At 29.9% G+C, this 22,322-nt stretch carries 22 protein-coding genes; all 22 read right to left on the bottom strand.

Annotated elements, in window-relative coordinates; genetic code table 11:
- Window positions 1–4 precede the first annotated feature (4 nt).
- On the bottom strand, window positions 5–1,321 hold the full coding sequence (gene rsmB / locus CSPA_RS06300; RefSeq protein ID WP_015391382.1) for a 16S rRNA (cytosine(967)-C(5))-methyltransferase RsmB: 1,317 nt from the start codon (window positions 1,319–1,321) through the stop codon (window positions 5–7).
- Window positions 1,322–1,338: 17 nt separating this feature from the next.
- Complete coding sequence (locus tag CSPA_RS06295) at window positions 1,339–2,028, bottom strand: zinc metallopeptidase (RefSeq protein ID WP_015391381.1); 690 nt, start codon at window positions 2,026–2,028, stop codon at window positions 1,339–1,341.
- Between the two features lie 15 nt (window positions 2,029–2,043).
- Window positions 2,044–2,970 carry a methionyl-tRNA formyltransferase gene (gene fmt / locus CSPA_RS06290; protein WP_015391380.1) on the bottom strand — a complete coding sequence of 309 codons (927 nt, stop codon included), beginning with the start codon at window positions 2,968–2,970 and terminating at the stop codon, window positions 2,044–2,046.
- Window positions 2,971–2,992: 22 nt separating this feature from the next.
- Window positions 2,993–3,445: a peptide deformylase gene (gene def, locus CSPA_RS06285; RefSeq protein WP_015391379.1), complete on the bottom strand. Its 453-nt coding sequence runs from the start codon at window positions 3,443–3,445 to the stop codon at window positions 2,993–2,995.
- Window positions 3,446–3,456: 11 nt separating this feature from the next.
- Window positions 3,457–5,652, bottom strand: coding sequence for a primosomal protein N' (gene priA / locus CSPA_RS06280; RefSeq protein WP_015391378.1), 2,196 nt, complete (start codon window positions 5,650–5,652; stop codon window positions 3,457–3,459).
- 44 nt (window positions 5,653–5,696) lie between these two features.
- Window positions 5,697–6,881, bottom strand: a complete 1,185-nt coding sequence (gene coaBC / locus CSPA_RS06275; protein ID WP_015391377.1) for a bifunctional phosphopantothenoylcysteine decarboxylase/phosphopantothenate--cysteine ligase CoaBC — start codon at window positions 6,879–6,881, stop codon at window positions 5,697–5,699.
- A gap of 1 nt (window position 6,882) precedes the next feature.
- The gene (gene rpoZ / locus CSPA_RS06270) at window positions 6,883–7,101 is read right to left on the bottom strand and encodes a DNA-directed RNA polymerase subunit omega (RefSeq protein WP_015391376.1); all 219 of its coding nucleotides are present in this window, start codon (window positions 7,099–7,101) and stop codon (window positions 6,883–6,885) included.
- Complete coding sequence (gene gmk / locus CSPA_RS06265) at window positions 7,082–7,720, bottom strand: guanylate kinase (protein ID WP_015391375.1); 639 nt, start codon at window positions 7,718–7,720, stop codon at window positions 7,082–7,084. The genes rpoZ and gmk overlap by 20 nt, the downstream gene beginning before the upstream one ends.
- Window positions 7,720–7,992: an extracellular matrix/biofilm regulator RemA gene (remA, locus tag CSPA_RS06260; RefSeq protein ID WP_015391374.1), complete on the bottom strand. Its 273-nt coding sequence runs from the start codon at window positions 7,990–7,992 to the stop codon at window positions 7,720–7,722. Before remA ends, gmk begins: the two co-directional genes overlap by 1 nt.
- Window positions 7,993–8,006: 14 nt before the next feature.
- The gene (locus CSPA_RS06255) at window positions 8,007–8,888 is read right to left on the bottom strand and encodes a YicC/YloC family endoribonuclease (RefSeq protein WP_015391373.1); all 882 of its coding nucleotides are present in this window, start codon (window positions 8,886–8,888) and stop codon (window positions 8,007–8,009) included.
- 278 nt (window positions 8,889–9,166) lie between these two features.
- Entirely contained in the window at window positions 9,167–9,592 is a 426-nt protein-coding gene (locus CSPA_RS06250; protein ID WP_015391372.1) for a PBECR3 domain-containing polyvalent protein, read from the bottom strand.
- Window positions 9,593–9,785: 193 nt separating this feature from the next.
- Complete coding sequence (spoIVA, locus tag CSPA_RS06245) at window positions 9,786–11,264, bottom strand: stage IV sporulation protein A (protein WP_015391371.1); 1,479 nt, start codon at window positions 11,262–11,264, stop codon at window positions 9,786–9,788.
- Between the two features lie 448 nt (window positions 11,265–11,712).
- A complete protein-coding gene (locus CSPA_RS06240) occupies window positions 11,713–12,705 on the bottom strand; it encodes an NAD(P)H-dependent glycerol-3-phosphate dehydrogenase (protein WP_015391370.1) in 993 nt (330 codons plus the stop codon).
- A gap of 2 nt (window positions 12,706–12,707) precedes the next feature.
- A complete protein-coding gene (gene der / locus CSPA_RS06235; RefSeq protein WP_015391369.1) occupies window positions 12,708–14,024 on the bottom strand; it encodes a ribosome biogenesis GTPase Der in 1,317 nt (438 codons plus the stop codon).
- The gene (locus tag CSPA_RS06230; RefSeq protein ID WP_015391368.1) at window positions 14,024–15,361 is read right to left on the bottom strand and encodes a DUF512 domain-containing protein; all 1,338 of its coding nucleotides are present in this window, start codon (window positions 15,359–15,361) and stop codon (window positions 14,024–14,026) included. The genes der and CSPA_RS06230 overlap by 1 nt, the downstream gene beginning before the upstream one ends.
- Window positions 15,362–15,514: 153 nt before the next feature.
- Window positions 15,515–16,177, bottom strand: coding sequence for a phosphate signaling complex protein PhoU (gene phoU / locus CSPA_RS06225; protein ID WP_015391367.1), 663 nt, complete (start codon window positions 16,175–16,177; stop codon window positions 15,515–15,517).
- An 18-nt stretch (window positions 16,178–16,195) separates the two neighbouring features.
- Window positions 16,196–16,945: a phosphate ABC transporter ATP-binding protein PstB gene (pstB, locus tag CSPA_RS06220; RefSeq protein WP_015391366.1), complete on the bottom strand. Its 750-nt coding sequence runs from the start codon at window positions 16,943–16,945 to the stop codon at window positions 16,196–16,198.
- 9 nt (window positions 16,946–16,954) lie between these two features.
- Complete coding sequence (gene pstA, locus CSPA_RS06215) at window positions 16,955–17,839, bottom strand: phosphate ABC transporter permease PstA (RefSeq protein WP_015391365.1); 885 nt, start codon at window positions 17,837–17,839, stop codon at window positions 16,955–16,957.
- Window positions 17,839–18,732, bottom strand: coding sequence for a phosphate ABC transporter permease subunit PstC (gene pstC, locus CSPA_RS06210; protein ID WP_015391364.1), 894 nt, complete (start codon window positions 18,730–18,732; stop codon window positions 17,839–17,841). The genes pstA and pstC overlap by 1 nt, the downstream gene beginning before the upstream one ends.
- Window positions 18,733–18,753: 21 nt before the next feature.
- Window positions 18,754–19,665, bottom strand: a complete 912-nt coding sequence (locus tag CSPA_RS06205) for a phosphate ABC transporter substrate-binding protein (protein WP_015391363.1) — start codon at window positions 19,663–19,665, stop codon at window positions 18,754–18,756.
- A gap of 233 nt (window positions 19,666–19,898) precedes the next feature.
- Window positions 19,899–21,605, bottom strand: coding sequence for a sensor histidine kinase (locus tag CSPA_RS06200; protein ID WP_015391362.1), 1,707 nt, complete (start codon window positions 21,603–21,605; stop codon window positions 19,899–19,901).
- 4 nt (window positions 21,606–21,609) lie between these two features.
- A complete protein-coding gene (locus tag CSPA_RS06195) occupies window positions 21,610–22,311 on the bottom strand; it encodes a winged helix-turn-helix domain-containing protein (protein WP_015391361.1) in 702 nt (233 codons plus the stop codon).
- Between the last annotated feature and the right edge of the window lie 11 nt (window positions 22,312–22,322).

Raw genomic sequence — 22,322 nt, 5'->3', positions numbered from 1 at the left:
ACTATTAGATTTTTTCTAATTTAGCCATAAAAAATCCATCCATATTTTCATTAGGTATAATTGTTAAAGAACCATTTCTATTATAAACTAAATTATTTTGATTCCCTATAAAAATTTTCTTTATATTACAATCCTTATGCTTATCAATAAACCACTCAATATTTTCTTCATTTTCTTCCTTATTTAAGGTACAAGTAGAATATATCATTATTCCACCCTTTTTCAAATATTGCCAAGCATTTTCCATTATATCCCTTTGTATTGGTATAAGTTCTCTTAAATCAGATCTAGTTTTATTCCATTTTATTTCAGGTTTCTTTCTTATTATCCCAATTCCAGAACATGGAACATCAATTAATATTCTATCACTAGATGATACTAGTTCTGGATTTAATTTAGTAGCATCATTTACATTAACTTCAACATTTGTGATTCCTAATCTTTCACAGTTTTCTTTTATTAATCCAAGTTTAGATTCATGTATATCAAAAGCTAATACTTTTCCAGTGTTTTGAAGTATTTCAGCAATGTGAGTTGTTTTTCCTCCAGGTGCACTACATAAATCTATAACTGTCATATTTTCTTCAAGCTCTAATAAAGGTGCTATAATCATTGCACTTTCATCTTGAACTGTAATTTTCCCTTCGTTGAATAAAGGATTATTTTCTATTGACTTACCACCTTTTATGCAAATAGCTTCTGGACAAACTGCCCCTTCTTCAACATCATATTCAAGTGCTTCTAATTCTTCAAAAACTTCATCATAATCTGCTTTTAATTCATTTACCCTAACACTAACTTGTGGGATTGTATTTAATCCTGACATTATTTTCTTTGATAATGCTTCACCATATTGCTTTATTAAAAGTCTTATCATCCATGGCTCAAAAGAAAATTTATATGCATACTCATCAATTTTATTTCCAGGCACTTCAATATCATCTGGATTTTTTGTAAAATTTCTTAGTATTCCATTCACTAACTTTGAATCATTTTCTGATATTTCTTTTGCTTCTTCAACAGCTTCATTACAAGCTGCATAACTTGGTATCTTATCTAAAAAATTCATTTGATATATTGCTACTCTTAAAATATTTAAGATATTTCTATCCATCAACTTTATATCTTTTACAAAATTAGATATTATTATATCTAGTGTTTTCTTTCTTCTTAAAACTCCATATACTATTTCAGTCAATAGAGCTTTGTCTTTATCATTTAATTCTACTTCATTTAATTCTTTTGATAGTACAATATTAGAATATGCTCCTTCATTTAAGACTCTATCTAATATTTTTACTGCTAATTTTCTACAATTCATAATCTACCTCTTTTTTTTTAATCATCTCTATTACTTAATGCAATAAGTCTTACTAATTGTGATATTGCCATCAATGTAGCTGCTACATAAGTCATAGCTGCTGCATCTAAAACTTTTTGTGCATTTTTATTTTCTTCGGCATATAATATTCCTCTTGATTTTAATATATCTAAAGCTCTTGTAGAAGCATTAAATTCAACTGGCAAGGTTATTATCTGAAACACTACTACACCTAAAAACAGAATTATCCCTAATGTAGTTAATCCCTTAAATCCCAGAAATAAACCAGCTATAAATAATATCCACGATAAACTAGAACCAATATTTACAGCGGGGACTATGCTATTTCTAATAACAAGTGGTGCATATTTCTCCTTATGTTGAAGTGCATGCCCAACTTCGTGTGCTGCTATTCCAGCTGAAGAAATTGTTTCACCAAAATAAACATCTGGAGATAATCTTAACACCTTATTAGATGGATCATAATGATCTCCAAGTTTTGAATTTATGACTTCTATTCTTACATCATATAATCCTGCGTCATCTAACATCATTCGTGCAACCTGCTGCCCAGTATAGCCATTAACTGTTCTTACTTCATTATATTTACTATACGTGCTATTTATTTTTGTTTGTGCCCAAAATGAAATTATTATAGCTGGAAGTAATAGTAGCATTGTTGAATCAAAAAATGGATAAAAAGGCATTTAGACATCCCTCCATTATTTTAAAATAATATTTTTTTCAATTTCATGCCCATTTATATATTGTTCAATAGTAAGTGGTTTTCCATTCGGAAATTGTACCTTTTTTATAATCAGAACGCCTTCCTTACACGAAACCTTTAAGCCCTTCTTACTTACATCAATTATAGTTCCAGGTTCCTTTGAACTTTCTTCATCACTTACTTCTGTTTCATAAATTTTCATTCTATCTTCTTTATAGCTAGTATACGCAATAGGCCAAGGATTTAACCCTCTAACCAAGTTATGTATCTCACTTGCTTGCTTACACCAATTAATATTTGCAATATTTTTATCAAGTGGCTTTGCATAAAAAGTTTCATCACCCTGTTTTTCCAAAGTCACGCTTCCATTTGCAATTCCTTCTATACTTTTAACTAAAAGATCTGCACCTCTTACCTTTAATATATCATATAATTCTCCTGCAGTCATATTATTAGTAATTTCAACTTCATCTTTAAGAATCATGTCTCCTGTATCTATCCCTGCATCCATAAGTATAGTAGTATTACCTGATACTTTTTCACCATTTATTACTGACCACTGTATTGGCGCAGATCCTCTATACATTGGTAATAGTGATCCATGAAGATTAACACATCCAAATTTCGGTATACCCAGTACCTCTTTAGTCAAAATTTGACCAAAAGCTACTACTATAATAAAATCTGGTTGTAAGTCCTTTAGTTTCTGAATTAATTCTGCATCATTCTTTAATTTTAAAGGTTGATACACTGGTATCCCATGCTTTAATGCTTCTTCCTTAACTTCTGAGCATGCCATTTTCTTTCCTCTTCCTTTAGGCTTATCAGGTTGAGTAAAAACTGCTGAAACTTCATATGTATTAATTAATTTACTTAATGAAGGAACTGCAAAATCTGGAGTACCCATAAATACTATATTCATTTCATGTTGCCTCCTAGCAAATTTATTTTTGAGAAGGTGAGTTCACTCTATCAATGAAGAGCGTTCCATTTAAATGATCATATTCATGTAAAATAGCCCTTGCAAGTAGCTCTTCTGCTTCTATCTCAAATTCTTCACCTTTTTCATTTAAAGCTCTAGCTTTAACAAAGTTAGGTCTAGTTACTTCTTCTGTTTTACCTGGTAAACTAAGACATCCTTCTTCATCTGTTTGTGTTCCACTTGTTTCAAGTATTTCAGGATTAATGAATACTAATGGACCTTCTCCAATATCTACAATAAATAATCTTTTCAATATGCCAACTTGTGGAGCTGCAAGGCCAACTCCATCAGCTTCATACATTGTTTCTTTCATATCTTCAATTAATGTCAATAATCTATCATCTATTTTATCTATTTCTCTACATTTCTTTCTTAAAACGTCATCTCCATATTTTCTTATATTTCTTAATGCCATTTGTATTCCCCCTATGTCATATTATTAGGATTAACATCTATACTAACCCTTATTTCATTATATACACTCTTATTTAATATATAAAGCATATCTTTTACTTTTTCTCCAAACTCATCATTAAAAATTCCTTTAATTATTATCTGCCATCTATAATTTTCTTTTATCTTCGTAATAATACAAGGAACTGGACCTAACATTGTTAAATCCTCTGATACTATTTTTTTCAAGTTATCAGCTAAAATATACATAAAGTTTTTTAATTTTTCTTCTGATTTCGAATTACAATTAATTAATAATATTTTACCAAAAGGTGGATTACCCATCAACCTTCTAAGTTTTATTTCTTCATCAAATAACGATTTATAGTCTTCTTCCATAGCATAATTCAAACTATAATGGTTTGGGGTATAACTTTGAACAATTACTTTTCCTTCGTCTTCTCCTCTTCCTGCCCTACCTGCTACTTGAGTTATTATTTGATACGTTCTTTCAGCAGCTCTATAATCAGGTAAATTTAAAGACATATCGGCAGCTAAAACTCCTACTAATGTAACATTTTTAAAGTCTAGTCCTTTTGATACCATTTGAGTACCAATCAAAATGTCTGCTTCACCATTTTTAAATGAATTGTAGATAGATTCATGTGCATTCTTAAACCTAGTCGTATCAACATCCATTCTTAAAATTCTTGCTTTAGGAAAAAATTTCTTTACTTCTAATTCAACTCTTTCTGTTCCTGCTCCAAAAAATTTCACATATTTACTATTGCATTTGGGACAAACCTTCTGTACTTGTTCAGCCCTCCCACAATAATGGCATATTAAATAACCATTCTTATGATATGTCATTGAAACATCACATTCTGGGCACTTAAATACATACCCACAGCTTCTACATGAAATAAAAGTCGAATACCCTCTCCTATTTAAAAATAAAATAGCCTGTTTTTTATTCTTTAAGGTCTCATCAAGTTCATTCAATAATGTCTTACTAAATAAAGAAAGATTTTTATTCTTAAGTTCTTCTCTCATATCTACTATTTTCATAAATGGCATTCTTTTCCCATTTACTCTTTTATTCATATGAATTAATTCATATTCTCCATTAATAGCCCTGTAATAGCTTTCAATATTCGGAGTAGCTGAACCTAATACCAACTTACATTTTTTTAATTCACATATGAATTCACTTACTTCTCTAGCCTGATACTTGGGATTATGTTCTGATTTATATGTATTTTCATGTTCTTCATCAATTATTATAAGTCCAAGATCTTGAAATGGCAAAAACAAAGCACTTCTTGCACCAATAGCTAATTTAGCTTTTCCTTCTTTAATTCTATACCACTCATCAAATCGTTCACCATCACTTAATCTACTATGAAACAATGCTACATTTTCTCCAAAACGTCCTTTAAATCTTTCAATCATTTGAGGCGTTAATGAAATTTCTGGAACTAAAACTACTGCACTCTTACCTTCATTTAACATTTCCTCAACCAATCTCATATATACTTCTGTCTTTCCTGATCCTGTAACACCTTTAATAAGATATTTTAAATTTGTTCCACTTAAAATCTTATTTAGGCAGTCACTTTGCTCTTCAGTTAATTTTTTACTGCTATCAGTTTCATATTGGCGAACGTTATATCTAAAGACCACTTGCTCTTCAACTCTAAAAATATTCTTTTCTATGAGTTTATTTAAAGAGTATAAGGAAAATTGTTTATTGCTTGTAATTTCAGCTTTAGAAAAAATCCCATCGTTATCAAGTATAAAATTATATAAATTTATATAATTTTCTTTATTTAATTCTTGATCATCTATTTCTTTATTAATATATATAACCTTTTTCGTTTTTTCCTTTGACCCCTTCATAATTCCAACAGGAATCATAAGACGAATTGCATCAATGTATCTACAAAGATATTTTTTTCTCATAAATTTAATTATTTCTATATCATTTTTAGTTAACATAGCTTCCTTATCACATAAAGTTAAAATTTCTTTCACTTTGTAATCAAATTTAATTGAAGTATCTCTTAATATAGAAAAAACAAATCCTTCTATAGGTTTGTTTTTAGGCCCAAAAGGAAGCTTAACTCTAAAACCTATATCAATTCTTTCTTGAAATTCATAAGGTATTTTATATGTAAATAACTTATCTATATCTAATGCATCACTATTAATAATTATTTCAGCATACATAATCTTTACTTACCACCTTATTTCAACAAAAAAAGCGCAAAAATTTAGCGCTTCTCAAGTATAATATCAAATAAATTACTTGCAATCTTTTCTTTGCTCATCTTATCTAAATATATTTCATTACCTTCTTTAGATAAAATTATTACTCTATTATCTTCTGATGCGAATCCTGTATCACTTGCTGTTATATCATTAGCTACAATATAATCTAATTTCTTCTTATGAAGTTTAGTCATAGCATTAGCTTTTAAATTTTCACTTTCAGCAGCGAATCCAACTAAAATTTGCTTTTCTTTTCTATTTCCAAGTTCCATTAGAATATCATTATCTCTTATTAAATCAAATGATAAACCTCCGTCACCTTTTTTAATCTTTTGTGTACTATAGGCTTTTGGCTTAAAATCAGCAACTGCTGCTGACTTTACTATTATATCCGATGAATCAAATAATTTTAATACCTCATTCTTCATCTCTTCATTGGTAGAAATTTTTATTACATTAATATTTTTAGGAGCTTCTAATGAAGTAGGTCCAGTCACCAATGTAACATTAGCACCTCTGTCCCTTGCTTCTTTAGCTATCGCATATCCCATTTTTCCTGTAGATCTATTAGTAATATACCTAACTGGATCTATTGGAGCTATAGTTGGCCCTGCTGTCACTAAAACATTCTTTCCTACTAAGTCCTTCTTCTCATGCAATTCCATTAAAACTCTATCTACTATAACCTTAGGATCTTCAAATTTTCCTGCTCCAGTTGTTCCACATGCCATTCTACCTTCAATTGGATCAATAAATTCATATCCAAAGGATTTTAACTTTTTAATGTTACCTTGAACTATAGGATTTTCATACATATTTGTATTCATAGCTGGTGCAAAAATAACCTTTGCTTTTGTCGCCATTATTGTAGTAGACAACATATCATCAGCTATCCCATTAGCCACTTTTCCAATAATGTTAGCAGTAGCAGGTGCTACTAATAGCACATCTGCCTTTGTTGCTAAACTTATATGTTGTATTTCCCAAGCTTTCGGTTCTGAAAACATATCACAAGTAACCATATTTTGGCTCAATGACTGAAAAGAAAGTGGAGTAACAAATTCAGTAGCACTTTCAGTCATAATTACATCAACATTTATATTTTTCTTCACAAGTAAACTTACAATTTCTAATGCTTTATATACTGCAATTCCTCCACTAACACCAAGCACTAAATTCTTTTTCATTTTACTTATTACCTTCTTTAACTATTTCATATTCAATTGCATCTTGATCCACTTCATTGATTGCAATTGTTAAAGGCTTATGTGATTTAGTAGAAATCTGAGGATCAGACCCCTCTATTATTTGTCTTGCTCTTTTTGATGTTAAAATTACTAAAGAATATCTATCATGCACCTTTTCTAATAAATCTACCACTGATGGATTAATCATAGAGTTGTTCATGAATTTCGCCCTCCTTTGAATCTAATATATTATCCTTTATTCTATCTACTCTGCATTTTTCTGCAGCTATTATAGCTTCAAGCTTTTCAACCGCTAGTTCTACTTCATCATTTACTACAGCATAATTATACTTTGATACAAAATTTATTTCTTTATATGCTGATTTAAATCTCTTCATTAGTGACTCTTGAGTTTCGCTTCCTCTATTTATAATCCTTTGCTTTAATTCTTCCATAGATGGTGGAAGTATAAATACGAAAACTCCCTCTTGAGTATTTTCTTTAACTTTCAATGCCCCTTGAATATCTATTTCTAAAATTACATCTTTTCCACTTTCCAAAACTTCTTCAACATTAGATTTTGGTGTGCCATAGTAGTTATCATAAACTTCTGCATATTCAAGAAAATCATTGCTTTTTATTTTATCTTTAAATTCTTCTTTAGACATAAAATAGTAATTAACGCCTTCTACTTCACCTTTTCTAGGAGAACGTGTCGTTGCAGATACAGATAATACAACATCTTCATTTCTTTCCATGAAACTCTTACAGATTGTTCCTTTCCCTGCACCTGATGGTCCTGATATGATTATTAATAGTCCTCTCCTCTTGTTATCCATTAATCATCATCCTCTTCAACTGCCACATCATCTTTTGATGATAATCTATGAGCAACTGTTTCAGGTTGAACTGCTGATAATATTACATGGTCACTGTCAGTTATTATAACTGCTCTAGTTCTTCTTCCATATGTAGCATCTATCAGCATACCTCTATCTCTTGCTTCTTGAATAATTCTTTTAATAGGTGCTGATTCCGGACTCACAATTGCAACTAATCTATTAGCTGAAACGATGTTTCCAAAACCTATGTTTATTAATTTAATTCCCATTTTTTGCCTCCTTATTATTCAATATTTTGAACTTGTTCTCTTATTTTTTCTATTATATTTTTCACTTCTATTATTTTATTAGTCATACTAATATCTGTTGATTTAGATGCTATAGTATTAGCCTCTCTATTCATTTCTTGAATTATAAAGTCTAATTTCCGTCCAACAGATTCATTTAAATCTAAAGTACTTTTCATTTGACTCAAATGACTTCTAAGTCTAGTTATTTCTTCATCAATAGCTGCTTTATCAGCTAATACTGCAACTTCTAATGCTATTCTACTTTCATCCAAATCTACTCCAGACAATAATTCGTCTAGTCTCTCTTCAAGTTTTTTCTTATAAACTTTAGGCACATTATCTGCTACTTTTTCAATTTCTTCAACAAGACCCTCTATTGTATTTACTTTTAATAAAATATCATCTTTTAATTTTTCACCTTCTCTTATTCTCATTTCTTCCATCAAGTTAAGAGCTGATTCAATTAATGGAGATATTTTATTGAAAATAATATCTAAATCTTCCTGTGGTTCTTCCAAAGTAATAACCTCTGGAAATTTAGCTATCTTAGACACTGATATATCATCTATAATATTCAGTTCACTTTGAATTTGTCTCAAACACTCATAGTACTCTTTTGCCAAATTCATATTTAAATTTATTTTTCCAGTCCCGTTACCATAATTTTTATAATTAATAAAAACATCAACTTTTCCTCTGTTTAGTCTTTTACTAATTATATTTCTTATTTTTTCTTCTAATGACAGCATATTTCTTGGCATTCTAATATTTATATCCAAATATCTATGATTAACACTTTTCATTTCTATTGAAAAACATGAATTTAATTCGTCCTCGTTTTGTGCTCTTCCAAAGCTAGTCATACTTTTTATCAAATTTACACCCCCTTATCATGTAAAGTAATTATCCAACGTGATTATAATGATAATCAAATAAACTTTCAATGTCAATATTTTGTTCACACTTTGTTAACATTTAATTTTACTTTGAAATTTTATGCAAAAAAAACATAACAATTATTAATTAATTGTTATGCAATAATTAAATTAAATAATTATTTTTTGGCAGGTCGGCGTATCCTGCATCTCTGATTACTAATATTAGCGCATGAGGAGCCTTTTCTCACCTCAAAAAATAATTTCTTTATACTATATTACAATATTTTTTCTTTTAATTCAACTTCTTCAACTTTTATTAATCTTCCTCTATATATTCTAGCGTTCATCTTGGACAATGTTATTGGATACAAAGTTGCAATATAAATATATTTATCTTCTAGATCAATTTCTAATCCCAAAAGCAATATAATATTATCAACCTTTTTTATTAATTCAAGAGAGCCACCATTTCCTCTCTTATTATCTAACCCAACATATTCAGGATCCTTAATCACCTTTTCAATAATATCTATTATATTATCTTTCATTTTTTTGGTGAATTGCTTACCATGTCTTTTTTTTATATGGTTTATAACACCTGGAGAGGCATAAACAATTCTAGGTAAATCAAGCTCTAAGAGCTCACTTATAGAGGTTCCTATCTTCCCAACTTTCTTATAAGCTTTGTACTCTCTCTTCATAATACCCCTCATTTATATCCTTTCTTTATATTATATCCCACTTTTATGTATTTTTCTACTTAATTAAGATAAATAATATCAATAAAAAAGTGTTGATTATATAGAAAAAATATGTAGTGATTATTAATTAAATTTTAACTTGTTAAACTACACCTTAAAATCAACACTTTATGAAAAAGAATATATTATATTTTTATAATATTATACAAATCAACCCACCATTACCTTCATTTATTATTTTTTGCAAAGTTTTTTGAATCTTCACTTGAACATCTTCTGGCATCTTATAGAGTTTATTTTGTAAGCCTTCTTTTACTAATACTTCTAATGACTTTCCAAACATATTACTTTGCCAAAGAAGGGCTGGATCAGTTTCAAATTGTTCCAATAAACCTTTCACAAGTTCTTCCGATTCTTTTTCAGAACCCATTATAGGACTTATTTCAGTTTTAATATCACATTTTATAAAATGTAGACTTGGTGCACTTGCTTTTAATTTCACCCCATATTTATTACCTTGCTTAACTATTTCTGGCTCTTCAAATTTCATTTCTGAAAGTTGAGGTGCAACTAAACCATACCCATTTTCTTTCACATCTTCTAGTGCATCTTTAACCTTATCATATTCACATTTTGCATGTGTTAAATCCTTTATTATGCCAAGCAGATCACTTTCTGAATTAACTTCCAAATCACAAATTTCACTAAGTACTTTATAGAAAATGCCTTCTCTTGGTTTCATTAATATTTTTGCAGTCCCATTGCCTAAATTCACTTCTTTCATTGTAGCTGCTCCAATAAAATCTTCATTTTCAAAGTTATTTAAGCAATATTTTATATCTCTAACCTTCGATACATCTTGACTCATGTTCATAATTATGTTGAAGAAATCTTTCTTTAGCCAATGGCTACCTTCTAATTTTTCTAACCATTCTGGCATATCTATATTTATTTCTTTTACAGGAAATTCTATAAGTACATGCTTAAATAAATTTTGAATATCATCTTCCTCCATGTTATAAACATCCATAACTTGTACAGTTACATTATATTTTTCTTCCAATTCTTTTTTTAAATTTTTAGTCTCTTGCGAATTGGGCTTATTAGTATTAAGAACTACAATGAATGGCTTATTAATAGATTGTAATTCAGATACTACCCTTTCTTCTGCATCAACATAATCATTCCTATCAATTCCTGTAATGCTGCCATCTGTGGTAATTACAATGCCAATCGTAGAATGATCCTTAATTACTTTTCTTGTACCAATTTCAGCAGCATCCTCAAATGGTATTTCATAATCATACCATGGAGTGTGAACCATTTTGCTCTCTTCACCATCCATATATCCAAGAGCTCCTTTTACAATATACCCCACACAATCTACCATCCGCACTTTGAATTTAATTTCATCTCCTAAGTTTATCTCAACTGCTTCGTTAGGAACAAACTTAGGTTCTGTTGTATGAATATTTTTTCCCGATCCACTTTGTGGCAATTCATCTTTTGCTCTTTCCTTTTTATAAGTATTATCAATTTTAGGTATAACCATAAGATCCATAAACTTTTTTATGAAGGTTGATTTCCCAGTTCTAACTGGACCAACCACTCCTACATATATGTCCCCTTGAGTCCTATTAGATATGTCTTTGTATATGTTAAAATTATCCACACAATTACCTCCTATATTCTTTTTCCACTATATATATATTCAGCTCAACTTCAAAATATACACATATAAAAAAAGCAGCTATGCTGCAATTAAGATCATTTTTCATAATCCCTTCAAAGCAGCTATGCTGCAACCAAGATCATTTTTCATAATCCCCCCAAAGCAGCTATGCTGCAATAAAAACCTTTTAAGAAAATTTTCCTTTCTCATAACTTTTTCAATTGCTAATTTTAAGTTATTAGCCAATGTTTAAAGCTAAAGACTTTCGTTCATTTTTTAGAAAAGCCTACTGCATTTCATCCTTCATTGACAATTGAGCATTAATTATTATTAATTACCTCAAATTATGCAGTTTTCTGTACAATAAAAAAGAGTGGAATAACCACTCTTTTTGTTCAATCTAAGAAACACCTCAAATTTTTCTTCCTTAATTCTTAGTTCTCAATCACTAAAACAACTCACTTTTTTTATCTCTATTCATAAGTTCGTCAACAATAACCTTAGCATCTTTACCTTCAAACAACCCTTTATAAAGGCCATCTGTTATTGGCATTGATATTCCAGTCTTTTCTTTTAATTGATAAAATGCTTTGCAGGCTTTCACACCTTCAACAACCATCCCAATTTCCTTTAAAGCGTCTTCAACAGACATTCCCTTTCCAATAAGCAATCCAGCTCTTCTATTCCTAGAATGCATTGAAGTACAAGTTACTATTAGATCCCCCATTCCAGTTAATCCATAAAAGGTTTCTAGTCTTCCTCCAAGAGCCATTCCAACCCTTGTAATTTCTTTCATCCCCCTTGTAAGAAGAGCCGCCTTTGTATTGTCTCCATATCCAAGGCCATCTATAACCCCTGCTGCCAAAGCAATTATATTCTTTACAGCCCCGCCAACTTCTACACCAATAATATCATCATTAGTATAAACTCGAAAATACGATGTCATAAATAAATCCTGTATCTCAATAGCATATTTCATATCTTTAGATGTACTTACAATAGTTGTAGGTATTTTCATTGCAACTTCTTCAGCATGACTTGGTCCCGATAAAACTACTACAGGATTTTCAAGCTCTTCTTCTATCACAACAGACAATCTCTTATCACTGTCTTCTTCAATACCTTTAGCAATTGAAATTATTGGAATATGGTTAGGTACTTTCCCTTTAATTGCTTTACACATATTTCTAATAACGTGTGATGGAACTGATAAAACTATATAATCAGCTTCTTGTATTGTCTTGTCAATATTATTAAATGCAGTTACTCCATCCGGAATTCTTAAATCTTTTAGATATTTTTTATTTAATCTCATCTGATTTATTTCATTAACAACATTTTCATCTCTATTGTATATACTAACTATATTATCTTTTTCTGCAAGTAAAACAGCTAAAGCACTTCCAAAACTTCCTCCACCTAAAAAAGCAATTTTGCTCATAATTATTCCTTTCTTTGTCTGTATTCTATTTGAATTCCAGTTCCTTTAAAGTCAAAACTATCTCTTAACTGATTTTCTAAATATCTTTCATATGAGAAATGTCTTGCACTTTCATCATTTACAAAAAACACAAACTTTGGCGGTCTTGTTGCTACTTGAGTAGCATAGTAAATTTTCATTCTTTTTATTCCAACAACAGGAGGTTCTTTCATAAGAATAGCTTTACTTATAACATCATTTAATATTCCTGTAGATACTCTCTTGTTATAGTTATCATAGCAATATTTAGCCATATGAAGCACCTTATTTGTTCTTTGTCCTGTTAATGCAGAAATAAATAAATATTCAGCGTAACTTAAAAACTTTAAGTTTCCTTGTAATTCTTTTTTGAATTTATCTAAAGTTTTATCATCTTTTTCAACCAAATCCCACTTATTAACAATTACCATAATAGCTTTTCTCATTTCATGAGCATATCCTATTATTTTTTCATCTTGCTCTGTGATACCTTCGGTTGCATCAATCATAAGTATACAAACATCAGCTCTTTCAATTGCTGCATAAGTTCTTACAACACTATATCTTTCAATTTCTTCTTTAACTTTGCTCTTTCTTCTAAGTCCAGCAGTATCAATTAAAATAAACTTACCTTCTTCAGTTTCTAAATGACTATCTATTGCATCTCTTGTAGTTCCTGGAACATCTGAAACTATAACACGATCTTCACCAAGTAACTTATTGATTAACGAAGATTTTCCAACATTAGGTTTTCCAATCATAGCTATTCTTATATATTCATCCTCTTCTTCTTCGAAGATTGATTTATCAAAGCCCTCAACTACCTTATCAAGCATATCTCCAAGTCCCAAACCTTGTGATGCAGAAATAGTTACAGGATCCCCTATTCCAAGATTGTAGAATTCCCAAGCATTATCTTCCTCTTTAAGAGAATCAACCTTGTTAACTACTAACACTACAGGCTTTTTACTTTTTCTAAGCATAGTTGCAACTTCATTATCTGCTGGTGTTAAGCCTTCTTTACCATCAACTATAAAAACTATAACATCTGCTGTTTCAATGGCAATGTTCGCCTGTCTCCTCATTTGTTTTACTATAATATCATCTCTTTCAGGTTCAATACCACCTGTATCTATCATGGTAAAATTATAACTTAACCACTCTGCTTCCGCATATACTCTATCTCTCGTAACTCCTGGTGTATCTTGTACTATTGAAATTCTTTTTCCTGCTAATCTATTAAACAATGTCGATTTTCCAACATTAGGTCTTCCCACTATTGCAACTATTGGTTTACCCATTAAAATTCCTCCTCTTTATATTCATTAAGTTTTTCAATCAAATCTTCTCCTGTATAATCAACCACAATAACTTGAACATTTAAAGCTGTTTCTATATCTTTAATTTTCAAATCATCAAGCATTATCTGCTCTGTTGAATCTGATAATTCATAGCCTTTTCTAAACATATTACTAGACATAATTAAGTACTTACTATTTATTATGCCCTTTAACTGCTCTATTATATCTGTTCCTGTTAAAAGTCCAGCAACTGTAATTGATTTTCCAAAATAATTATTTACTATTTTGTATACATCTAATTTTATATTTGTGTTTTTCTCTTTTATTTTATTTGCAGCATCTAAAATTTCTGGATATGCTAAAGTCCCTGTTACAATAGAAAAATCACCTTTCATATTTACATCTAAATCTTCCAAATCACTTTCTATTGCATCTCTAAAACATCTAACCATACCTATTCCATCTTCAATTTGATGATAATCATCATAAAATTCCTGACTTGGTATTGCTTCCTCTGCAACAAGATAAAATTCATCAGATAATCTTACAAAAGGTGTTCCATTTTCTTTCATATATTTCTCTTGGAGTTTCTTCACATTCTCAATTTCTTCTAAACATTGCTCTTTAGTATATGTCTTTACTTTCTTAAGACCTTCTCTAAACTTAGTTATACCTATTGGCACTACAGCAATATCTGACACTTGAGGATATAATGTGTACAAATCCTGAATTGTCCTTTTAAGTTCTTCACCATTATTTATGCCTGGAACTGAAACTATCTGTGCATTCATATTTATTCCCGCATCAGCTAGTCTTTTCATACGTTCAAATACTTTACCGGCAAATCTATTATTAAGCATTTCTACTCTAAGCTCTGGATTTGTTGTATGTACAGAAATATTGATTGGACTTATATGATATTGTACTATTCTATCAATATCCTCTTCCTTCATATTAGTTAGGGTCACGAAATTCCCCTGTAGAAAGGATAATCTTGAGTCGTCATCTTTAAAATATAGAGACTCTCGCATTCCTTTAGGCAACTGATCTATGAAACAAAATATACATTTATTACTGCATGATTTTGCCTTATCCATAATCCCACCGCCAAATTCAATACCTAAATCCTCACCATATTCTTTTTCAATTTCAATTTTCCAAACCTCACCACTTGGTTTTTCTACTTCTAAAACTATTTCTTCATCCGCTGATAAAAATTTATAATCTATTATGTCATTAATTTTATTACCATCAATAGATAATAAAACATCACCTTTTTCAATTCCTACTTCCTCTGCAATTCCATTAGAGACTACCATTGTTATAATATTTCTCATTATTCCACTCCTAATTATAACATATCTATCCTTGTTATATTACATTAATATAATTGCTACGTCAAGAAATGCTTTTATCATTAGCCTTCATTTTTTTAATTTTCTACATAAAATAAAAATGCCCTAAACGGACATTTTTACTCACCTATAATTTTATTCATTCAAATCTACATAAGCTCCAGTTTTAGAAAAAATAGTCCATTCGCATATATTTGTTATATGATCTCCTATTCTTTCTAAATATTTTATTACAAATAATAATTGTGTTCCTTTTTCAATTAAAGTTTCATCAACCTTTATTGCATTAACTAAAGCTGAAAATAATGATTTATAAACTGCATCAATTTCATCATCTTTTTCACATATTTTGTATGCTAATTCAGAATCTTCGTTAATGTGTGCTTCTATAGCTGCCTTTAACATAGACCTTACTTTTGACTCCATGCTCATCAACTGTTCTAGAATTTCTTTATTGTTACTTATGCTTCCACCTATTCTTTTTGTTATCTTGCAAACATCTACTGCATGGTCAGCCATTCTTTCCAGATCAGTCACTATTTTAGATGCAGTAAATACTCTTCTTAAATCTGTAGCAAGTGGTTGTTCTGTAGCAATATACTTAATGCATTCCTCTTCAATTTTCTTTTGCATATCATCGACTTTATCATCGTCTTTAATAACTTGTTTAGCTTTTTCTACATCATAATTTTTCAAGCAAAGTAGACTTTCATATATCTGCTTTTCTACTAAACTAGACATAGTAACTAATTCCCTATTAATAATTTTCACCCTTGTATCCTGAGATCCTCTTGTCATAATAATCAATACTCCTTCTTAACCAAATCTTCCTGTTATATAATCTTCCGTTCTTTTATCCCTTGGATTATAAAATATATCTTCTGTTTTCCCATATTCAATTACTTCTCCATTTAAAAAGAATGCTGTTTTATCAGCTATTCTTCCTGCTTGCTGCATATTATGTGTTACTATTATTACCGTATATTTCTTTTTTAATTCATCCATTAGTTCTTCCATTTTACTAGTAGAAATAGGATCTAAAGCCGAAGTTGGTTCATCCATTAGTATTACTTCTGGTGAAACAGCCAAAGTTCTTGCAATGCACAATCTTTGCTGTTGTCCTCCAGACATTCCAAGAGCACTTGATTTTAATCTATCCTTAGTTTCATCCCAGAGAGCTGCACCTATTAAACTTTTTTCTACTATTTCATCTAATATTTTTTTATTCTTTATTCCATGTATTCTAGGTCCATAGGCAATATTATCATAAATAGACATTGGAAACGGATTAGGCCTTTGGAACACCATTCCTACTCTCTTTCTTAAGTCTATATCATCATAATCTTTATAAATATCTTTACCTTCAAAAAAAACATTCCCTGTAATTTTTACAATTTCAATTAAATCATTCATTCTATTTAAAGTTCTTAAAAATGTTGACTTTCCGCAACCTGAAGGTCCAATAAGTGCAGTAACTTCATTTTTATTTATAGCTATATCAATATTTTTAAGAGCCTGATTTTCTCCATAATATAAGCATAAGTCTTTAGTTTCTATTATATTCATACTACTCTCCTACTTCCCACTATAAGCTTTCATTAATCTATTTCCTAGTAATCTAGCACCAACATTAAATATAAGTACAGCTATAATAAGTACAGCCGCTGTTCCATTAGCTATTTGAGCTGCATCAGGTACTATTCCTTCTGAATTCAACTTCCATATATGTACTGCTAAAGTTTCTGCTGGTCTAAAAAGAGAAAATGCAGAACTATTTCCAGATAAACTTATGGAATCAAAATTTAAACTTTTTGAACTTAGTCCAGCTGTATATAAAAATGCTGCTGCTTCTCCGAAAATTCTACCAGATGCCAATATTATTCCTGTTAGTATCTCTCCCATTGCTGTTGGCACTGTAATCTTTGCAAGTGTTTGCCATTTAGTTGCACCAAGACCAATTGAAGCTTCTTTTACTTTCTTACTTGCTGCACTTATAGCATTTTCTGAAATTCTAGTCATAGATGGTATATTCAATATACTTACTGACAAAGCTCCAGCAAGTATTGAATATCCCCAGCCTGCCATAGTAACAAAAACCAATAATCCAAACATACCGATAACAATCGATGGAAGTGAAGATATTGTTTCCAAAGACATTCTAATAAATCTAAGAATAGGGCCTTCTTTTGCATATTCTGCTAAATAAATCCCAGCACCAACTCCAATTGGAATTGTTATTACTAAAGAAATAATTAACATATAAAATGAATTAAACAATTCAGGTCCGATTCCACCACCAGTACCAGTGGTTTTTGGATTTCCAAATAGAAATGAAGGTTTTAACATACTTCCACCTCTATATAAAATATATAATATAAATGCCCCAAGTAGTACCACTATGAACGTACTAATAACATAAAATACAACTGTAGCTATCTTATCAACTCTTTTTGCATCCATTATACTGCACTCCTTTTTTCAATCATTCTTACAATAACAATAAATATAAAAGAAATTACAAGTAGAATTAATGCTAATGTCCATAATGCATCATTCCATGGAGTTTCCCCAACTGTATTAGCCATGTCCATTGTTATAACACTAGTTAAAGTTGCCATCGATGAAAGAATACCATCTGGCATTTTAACAGTATTTCCAATTACCATTTGTACTGCCAACGCTTCACCAAAGGCTCTTGCTACGCCTAATACAATTCCAGTAAGTATTCCAGATTTTGCACCAGGAACTATTACTCTTGAAATTGTTTGCCATCTTGTTGCCCCTAACCCATAAGACGCTTCAATATGATCTCTAGGAATTATTTTTATTGCATCCATAGATAATGTTGCAATTGTTGGTAATATCATCACTGAAAGAACTATTATTCCTGCAAGCATAGAAAATCCCATTCCACCAAATGAATTTCTGATAAGTGGTACTAACACCGAGATTCCAACCCATCCATATACAACAGAAGGTATTCCAACTAATATTTCTAGAGATGGTTTAATTATCTTCATACCTACCTTATTAGATATTACATTCACAAAAATTGCTAAGGCAACAGCAATAGGTGCACTTAAAACTACTGCACCTATTGCTACCAAAGTTGAGCCTAAGATGAAAGCTAAAGATCCAAAGGAAAGTTCTCCATCTTTGTTTGGCTTCCAATCATTTTTAAACAAAAAGTCTGTGATGCTATATCCATCTACTGTAAATAATCTTATACCTTTTGAAGCTATAAATACTATTATTGCTATTGTTATTGCAATTATTAATATTCCACATAGCGCTGAAAAGCCTTGACCTAGATATTCATTTTTGAGCTTTTCTTTAAAACTTCTTTTTTCCATCTTTACTCATCCTTTAATTGATTATTTTACTTTCATATCACTTGCTGAAACAAATCCTAACTCATCTAATATTGATTTATCTACTTTGTTTGAAACATAATCTATAAAATCCTTAGCTACACCTGTTGCTTCTCCCTTAGTATACATATGTCCCCATGACCAGAATTTGTATGAACCATCAGCAATATTAGCTTTTTCAGCTGCTACACCATCAAGTTTAACTATTTTTATAGCATCTTTTGCTTCTTTTGTGTTCATATATGCAAGACCTAAGTAACTAATTGATCCATCATTTTGTTTCATTGCACTTAAAACTGCTCCATTTGAATCTTGAGTTACTCCTAATGAATCATTTTCTAAAGATTTATCTCCTCCAAGTACTACTTTTTCAAATGTAGCTCTTGTTCCTGAACCAGCTGTTCTATGGATTATGAAAATCGGCTTATCTGGACCACCAACTTCTTTCCAGTTAGTAACTTTTCCTGAGAATATATCTTTAAGTTGTGCAGATGTTAAATTATCTAATCCTAAAGATTTACTTACTGCTACTCCAAATCCTTCAGCACATACTTTGTGATCTACTAATTGCTTAGCTTTATCTGCATCTAATTTTTCTTCAGCCAATATATCTGACATTCCTACATCTACAGATCCACCTAATACTTGAGTTAACCCTGTACCTGATCCTCCACCTTGAGCACTAATTTGTCCATCTGGATTTATCTTATTGTATGGTTCAGTTGCTTTTTCTACAAGTGGTAATAATGCTGTTGATCCACTTAATGTTATAGATCCTTTTACTGCTGATTCAGTTTTTGTACCTGTATCTGCTTTATTATCTTTTGGTGCTGATTGTCCACACCCTACCATTACGCTTCCTATCATTGCCACTACTAGTGCACTAACCATTAACTTTAATGTTCTTTTTTTCATTTATTTTCCCTCCACTATTTACCTCATATTATTTATGTTCAAAATATCTTTCTTACATATTCTATAATATACCCTCTTAGTTAATTGATTATTATAGGTTTGTTAAGTTATATTAGGAAATTGTTAAGAAATTTTAACATTGCACTTATCTATTGTTAAAAATTCTTTAAAAAAATAAATGCTGAAAGGTAAACCGTTCCTCGATTTTCCTTTCAGCATTCCTTTTCAATTAATCAAATATCCGGGATTTTAACTTCAAAGCTTGTGCCTTCTCCCACTTCACTTTTAACATTAATTTCTCCATTAAATAATTTAACAATATGTTTTACAATTGCTAAACCAAGTCCTGTACCACCTTTTTTTCTAGATTTATCAACTCTATAAAATCGTTCAAAAATTCTTGGTATATCTTCTTTAGGTATTCCCACCCCATTGTCTTTTACAATTAAACAATAATATTCATCTTTATCATAACTAAATACTTCAACTTTACCCGAATCATCCTTGGAATATTTTATTGCATTTTCAACTAAATTCAATACTAACTGATGAAACTTATCTCTATTTCCTAAAACTTTTTTATCACTAGTATCTTTGAATTCTAATTTAATATTTTTGTTAACAGCAATTTTTCTCATAATATTCAGAACTTCTTCAATTACTATTCTTGGTTCAAATTCTTCCATATCTATAGTTAAATTACTTTCAATTTTAGATAATACCAATATATCATTTATAAGTCTTGATAATCTCTCTGCTTCTTTATCAATAATGTCTAAAAACTTTTCTCTTGTCTCATCATCTTTAACAAATTTCAAGGTTTCAGCAAAACCTTTTATTGATGTTAATGGAGTTTTTAATTCATGAGATACATTAGCAACAAATTGACGTCTCATTAATTCTACCCTATTAATATCTGTAATATCCTGAAAAGTTATTACTTTACCTATATTTTCTGCTCCATCAAACATTTCTGATTTTTTAATTTTAAAATCTCGCTCTATTGGATGTAGTATTTTTATTTCTTTATCACTTTCTCCTTCTTCTTGTAAAAATTTATTTATATCATAATCATTTACATAATCCAGCAGACATTGCCCCACAATATTTTTTCTTATCCCTAGTAACGACTCTGCACATGGATTTATTGAAATAACATTATCATGGTTATCTACTGCTATAACTCCACTTTCCATGCTCTTAAAAATAGATTCTATTTTATTTTGGTTATCAATAACTTCATGAATTTTCAATTGTAATTGTTCCGCCATATTATTAAAACTGTTTCCTAAAGTTCCAAGTTCATCATTAGTATTAATATCTGCACGAATTTCATAATCCCCATGAGCCATCTTTAAGGTTACACTTTCTAATTCTTTTACTGGATCAACAATCTTTTTAACTAATCTTAGCGATAAAAATACAGAAAAAGGAATGACTAATGCTAATATTCCTAAACAATATTTTATATTTTCTTTTTGTAATAAGGTAATTGTATTTATACTGACCGAACTTCTAATTACATAATTATTTTTTAACTTAGTTGCATAGTAAATTAAGTATGCTTTTATAGTGTCACTATATCGTTTTGAATATCCTTGCCCATTAGCCAATGCTTCTTTGACCTCTACTCTATCTTTATGATTTTCACCACTTAACTGCTCATTATCATATAAAACAACACCATTATTATCAATAAGAGTAAATCTTACGTCTATTCCATTTATTTTTGTTGTATTTAATTCTCTTATTGCTTCATAATTGTTATTACTAATATCTGTAACATTATTTAATTCTGATACTAAATAATTAATATTCCTAAGTTCTTCTGTTGTAAATTTTTCCTGTTCTAAATTTGTTATTATCATAAAAGAAGATACTACAATTATTATTGCAAACAAGACTGTTATCATAACTGAAGTTAATATTTTATTTTTCATTTTACTATTCTGCTGGGTTAAATCTATACCCTACTCCTCTTATAGTTTCAATGAATCTCGGATTCTTATCATCTTCTTCTATTTTTTTTCTAAGATATCTTATATGAACATCCACAGTTCTTGTTTCTCCTATATATTCATATCCCCAAATCTTATCCAACAAGGTTTCTCTCTTTAAAATTTTCCCTTTATTTTTTATTAATATTTGTAAAAGTTCGAATTCTTTTAAAGTTAAGTCTACCTTTTCATCATTAACATATACTTCATGACGTTCAAAGTCTACTTTAAGATTTTCTGAGTTATAAGAATCTTCTTCAATTTCTTCAAATGAATTTGTTCTCCTCAAAACTGCCTTTACTCTTGCAAGCAGCTCCCTAACTGAGAATGGTTTCGTAATATAATCATCTGCTCCAAGTTCTAATCCAAGTATTTTGTCCAATTCTTCACCCTTTGCTGTCAGCATAATTATTGATGTCTTTTTCATTTCATTATCTCTTTTTATTTCTTTACAAACATCAAATCCATCTATACCCGGAAGCATTAAATCAAGCAATAATAAGTTAGGTTTTTCTGATTTAGCAATTTTTACTGCATCTATCCCATTATTAGCAGTAAACACATTGTATCCTGCATTTAATAAATTAAATTTTAATAATTCAACTATATGTTCTTCATCATCAACTATTAATATTTTTTCTTTTGCCATAATTTACTCCC

This window comes from Clostridium saccharoperbutylacetonicum N1-4(HMT), from assembly GCF_000340885.1.
Classification (GTDB): domain Bacteria; phylum Bacillota; class Clostridia; order Clostridiales; family Clostridiaceae; genus Clostridium; species Clostridium saccharoperbutylacetonicum.
The sequence above is the reverse complement of the archived record's forward strand: the minus strand, read 5'-3'. Positions and strand labels throughout refer to the sequence as shown.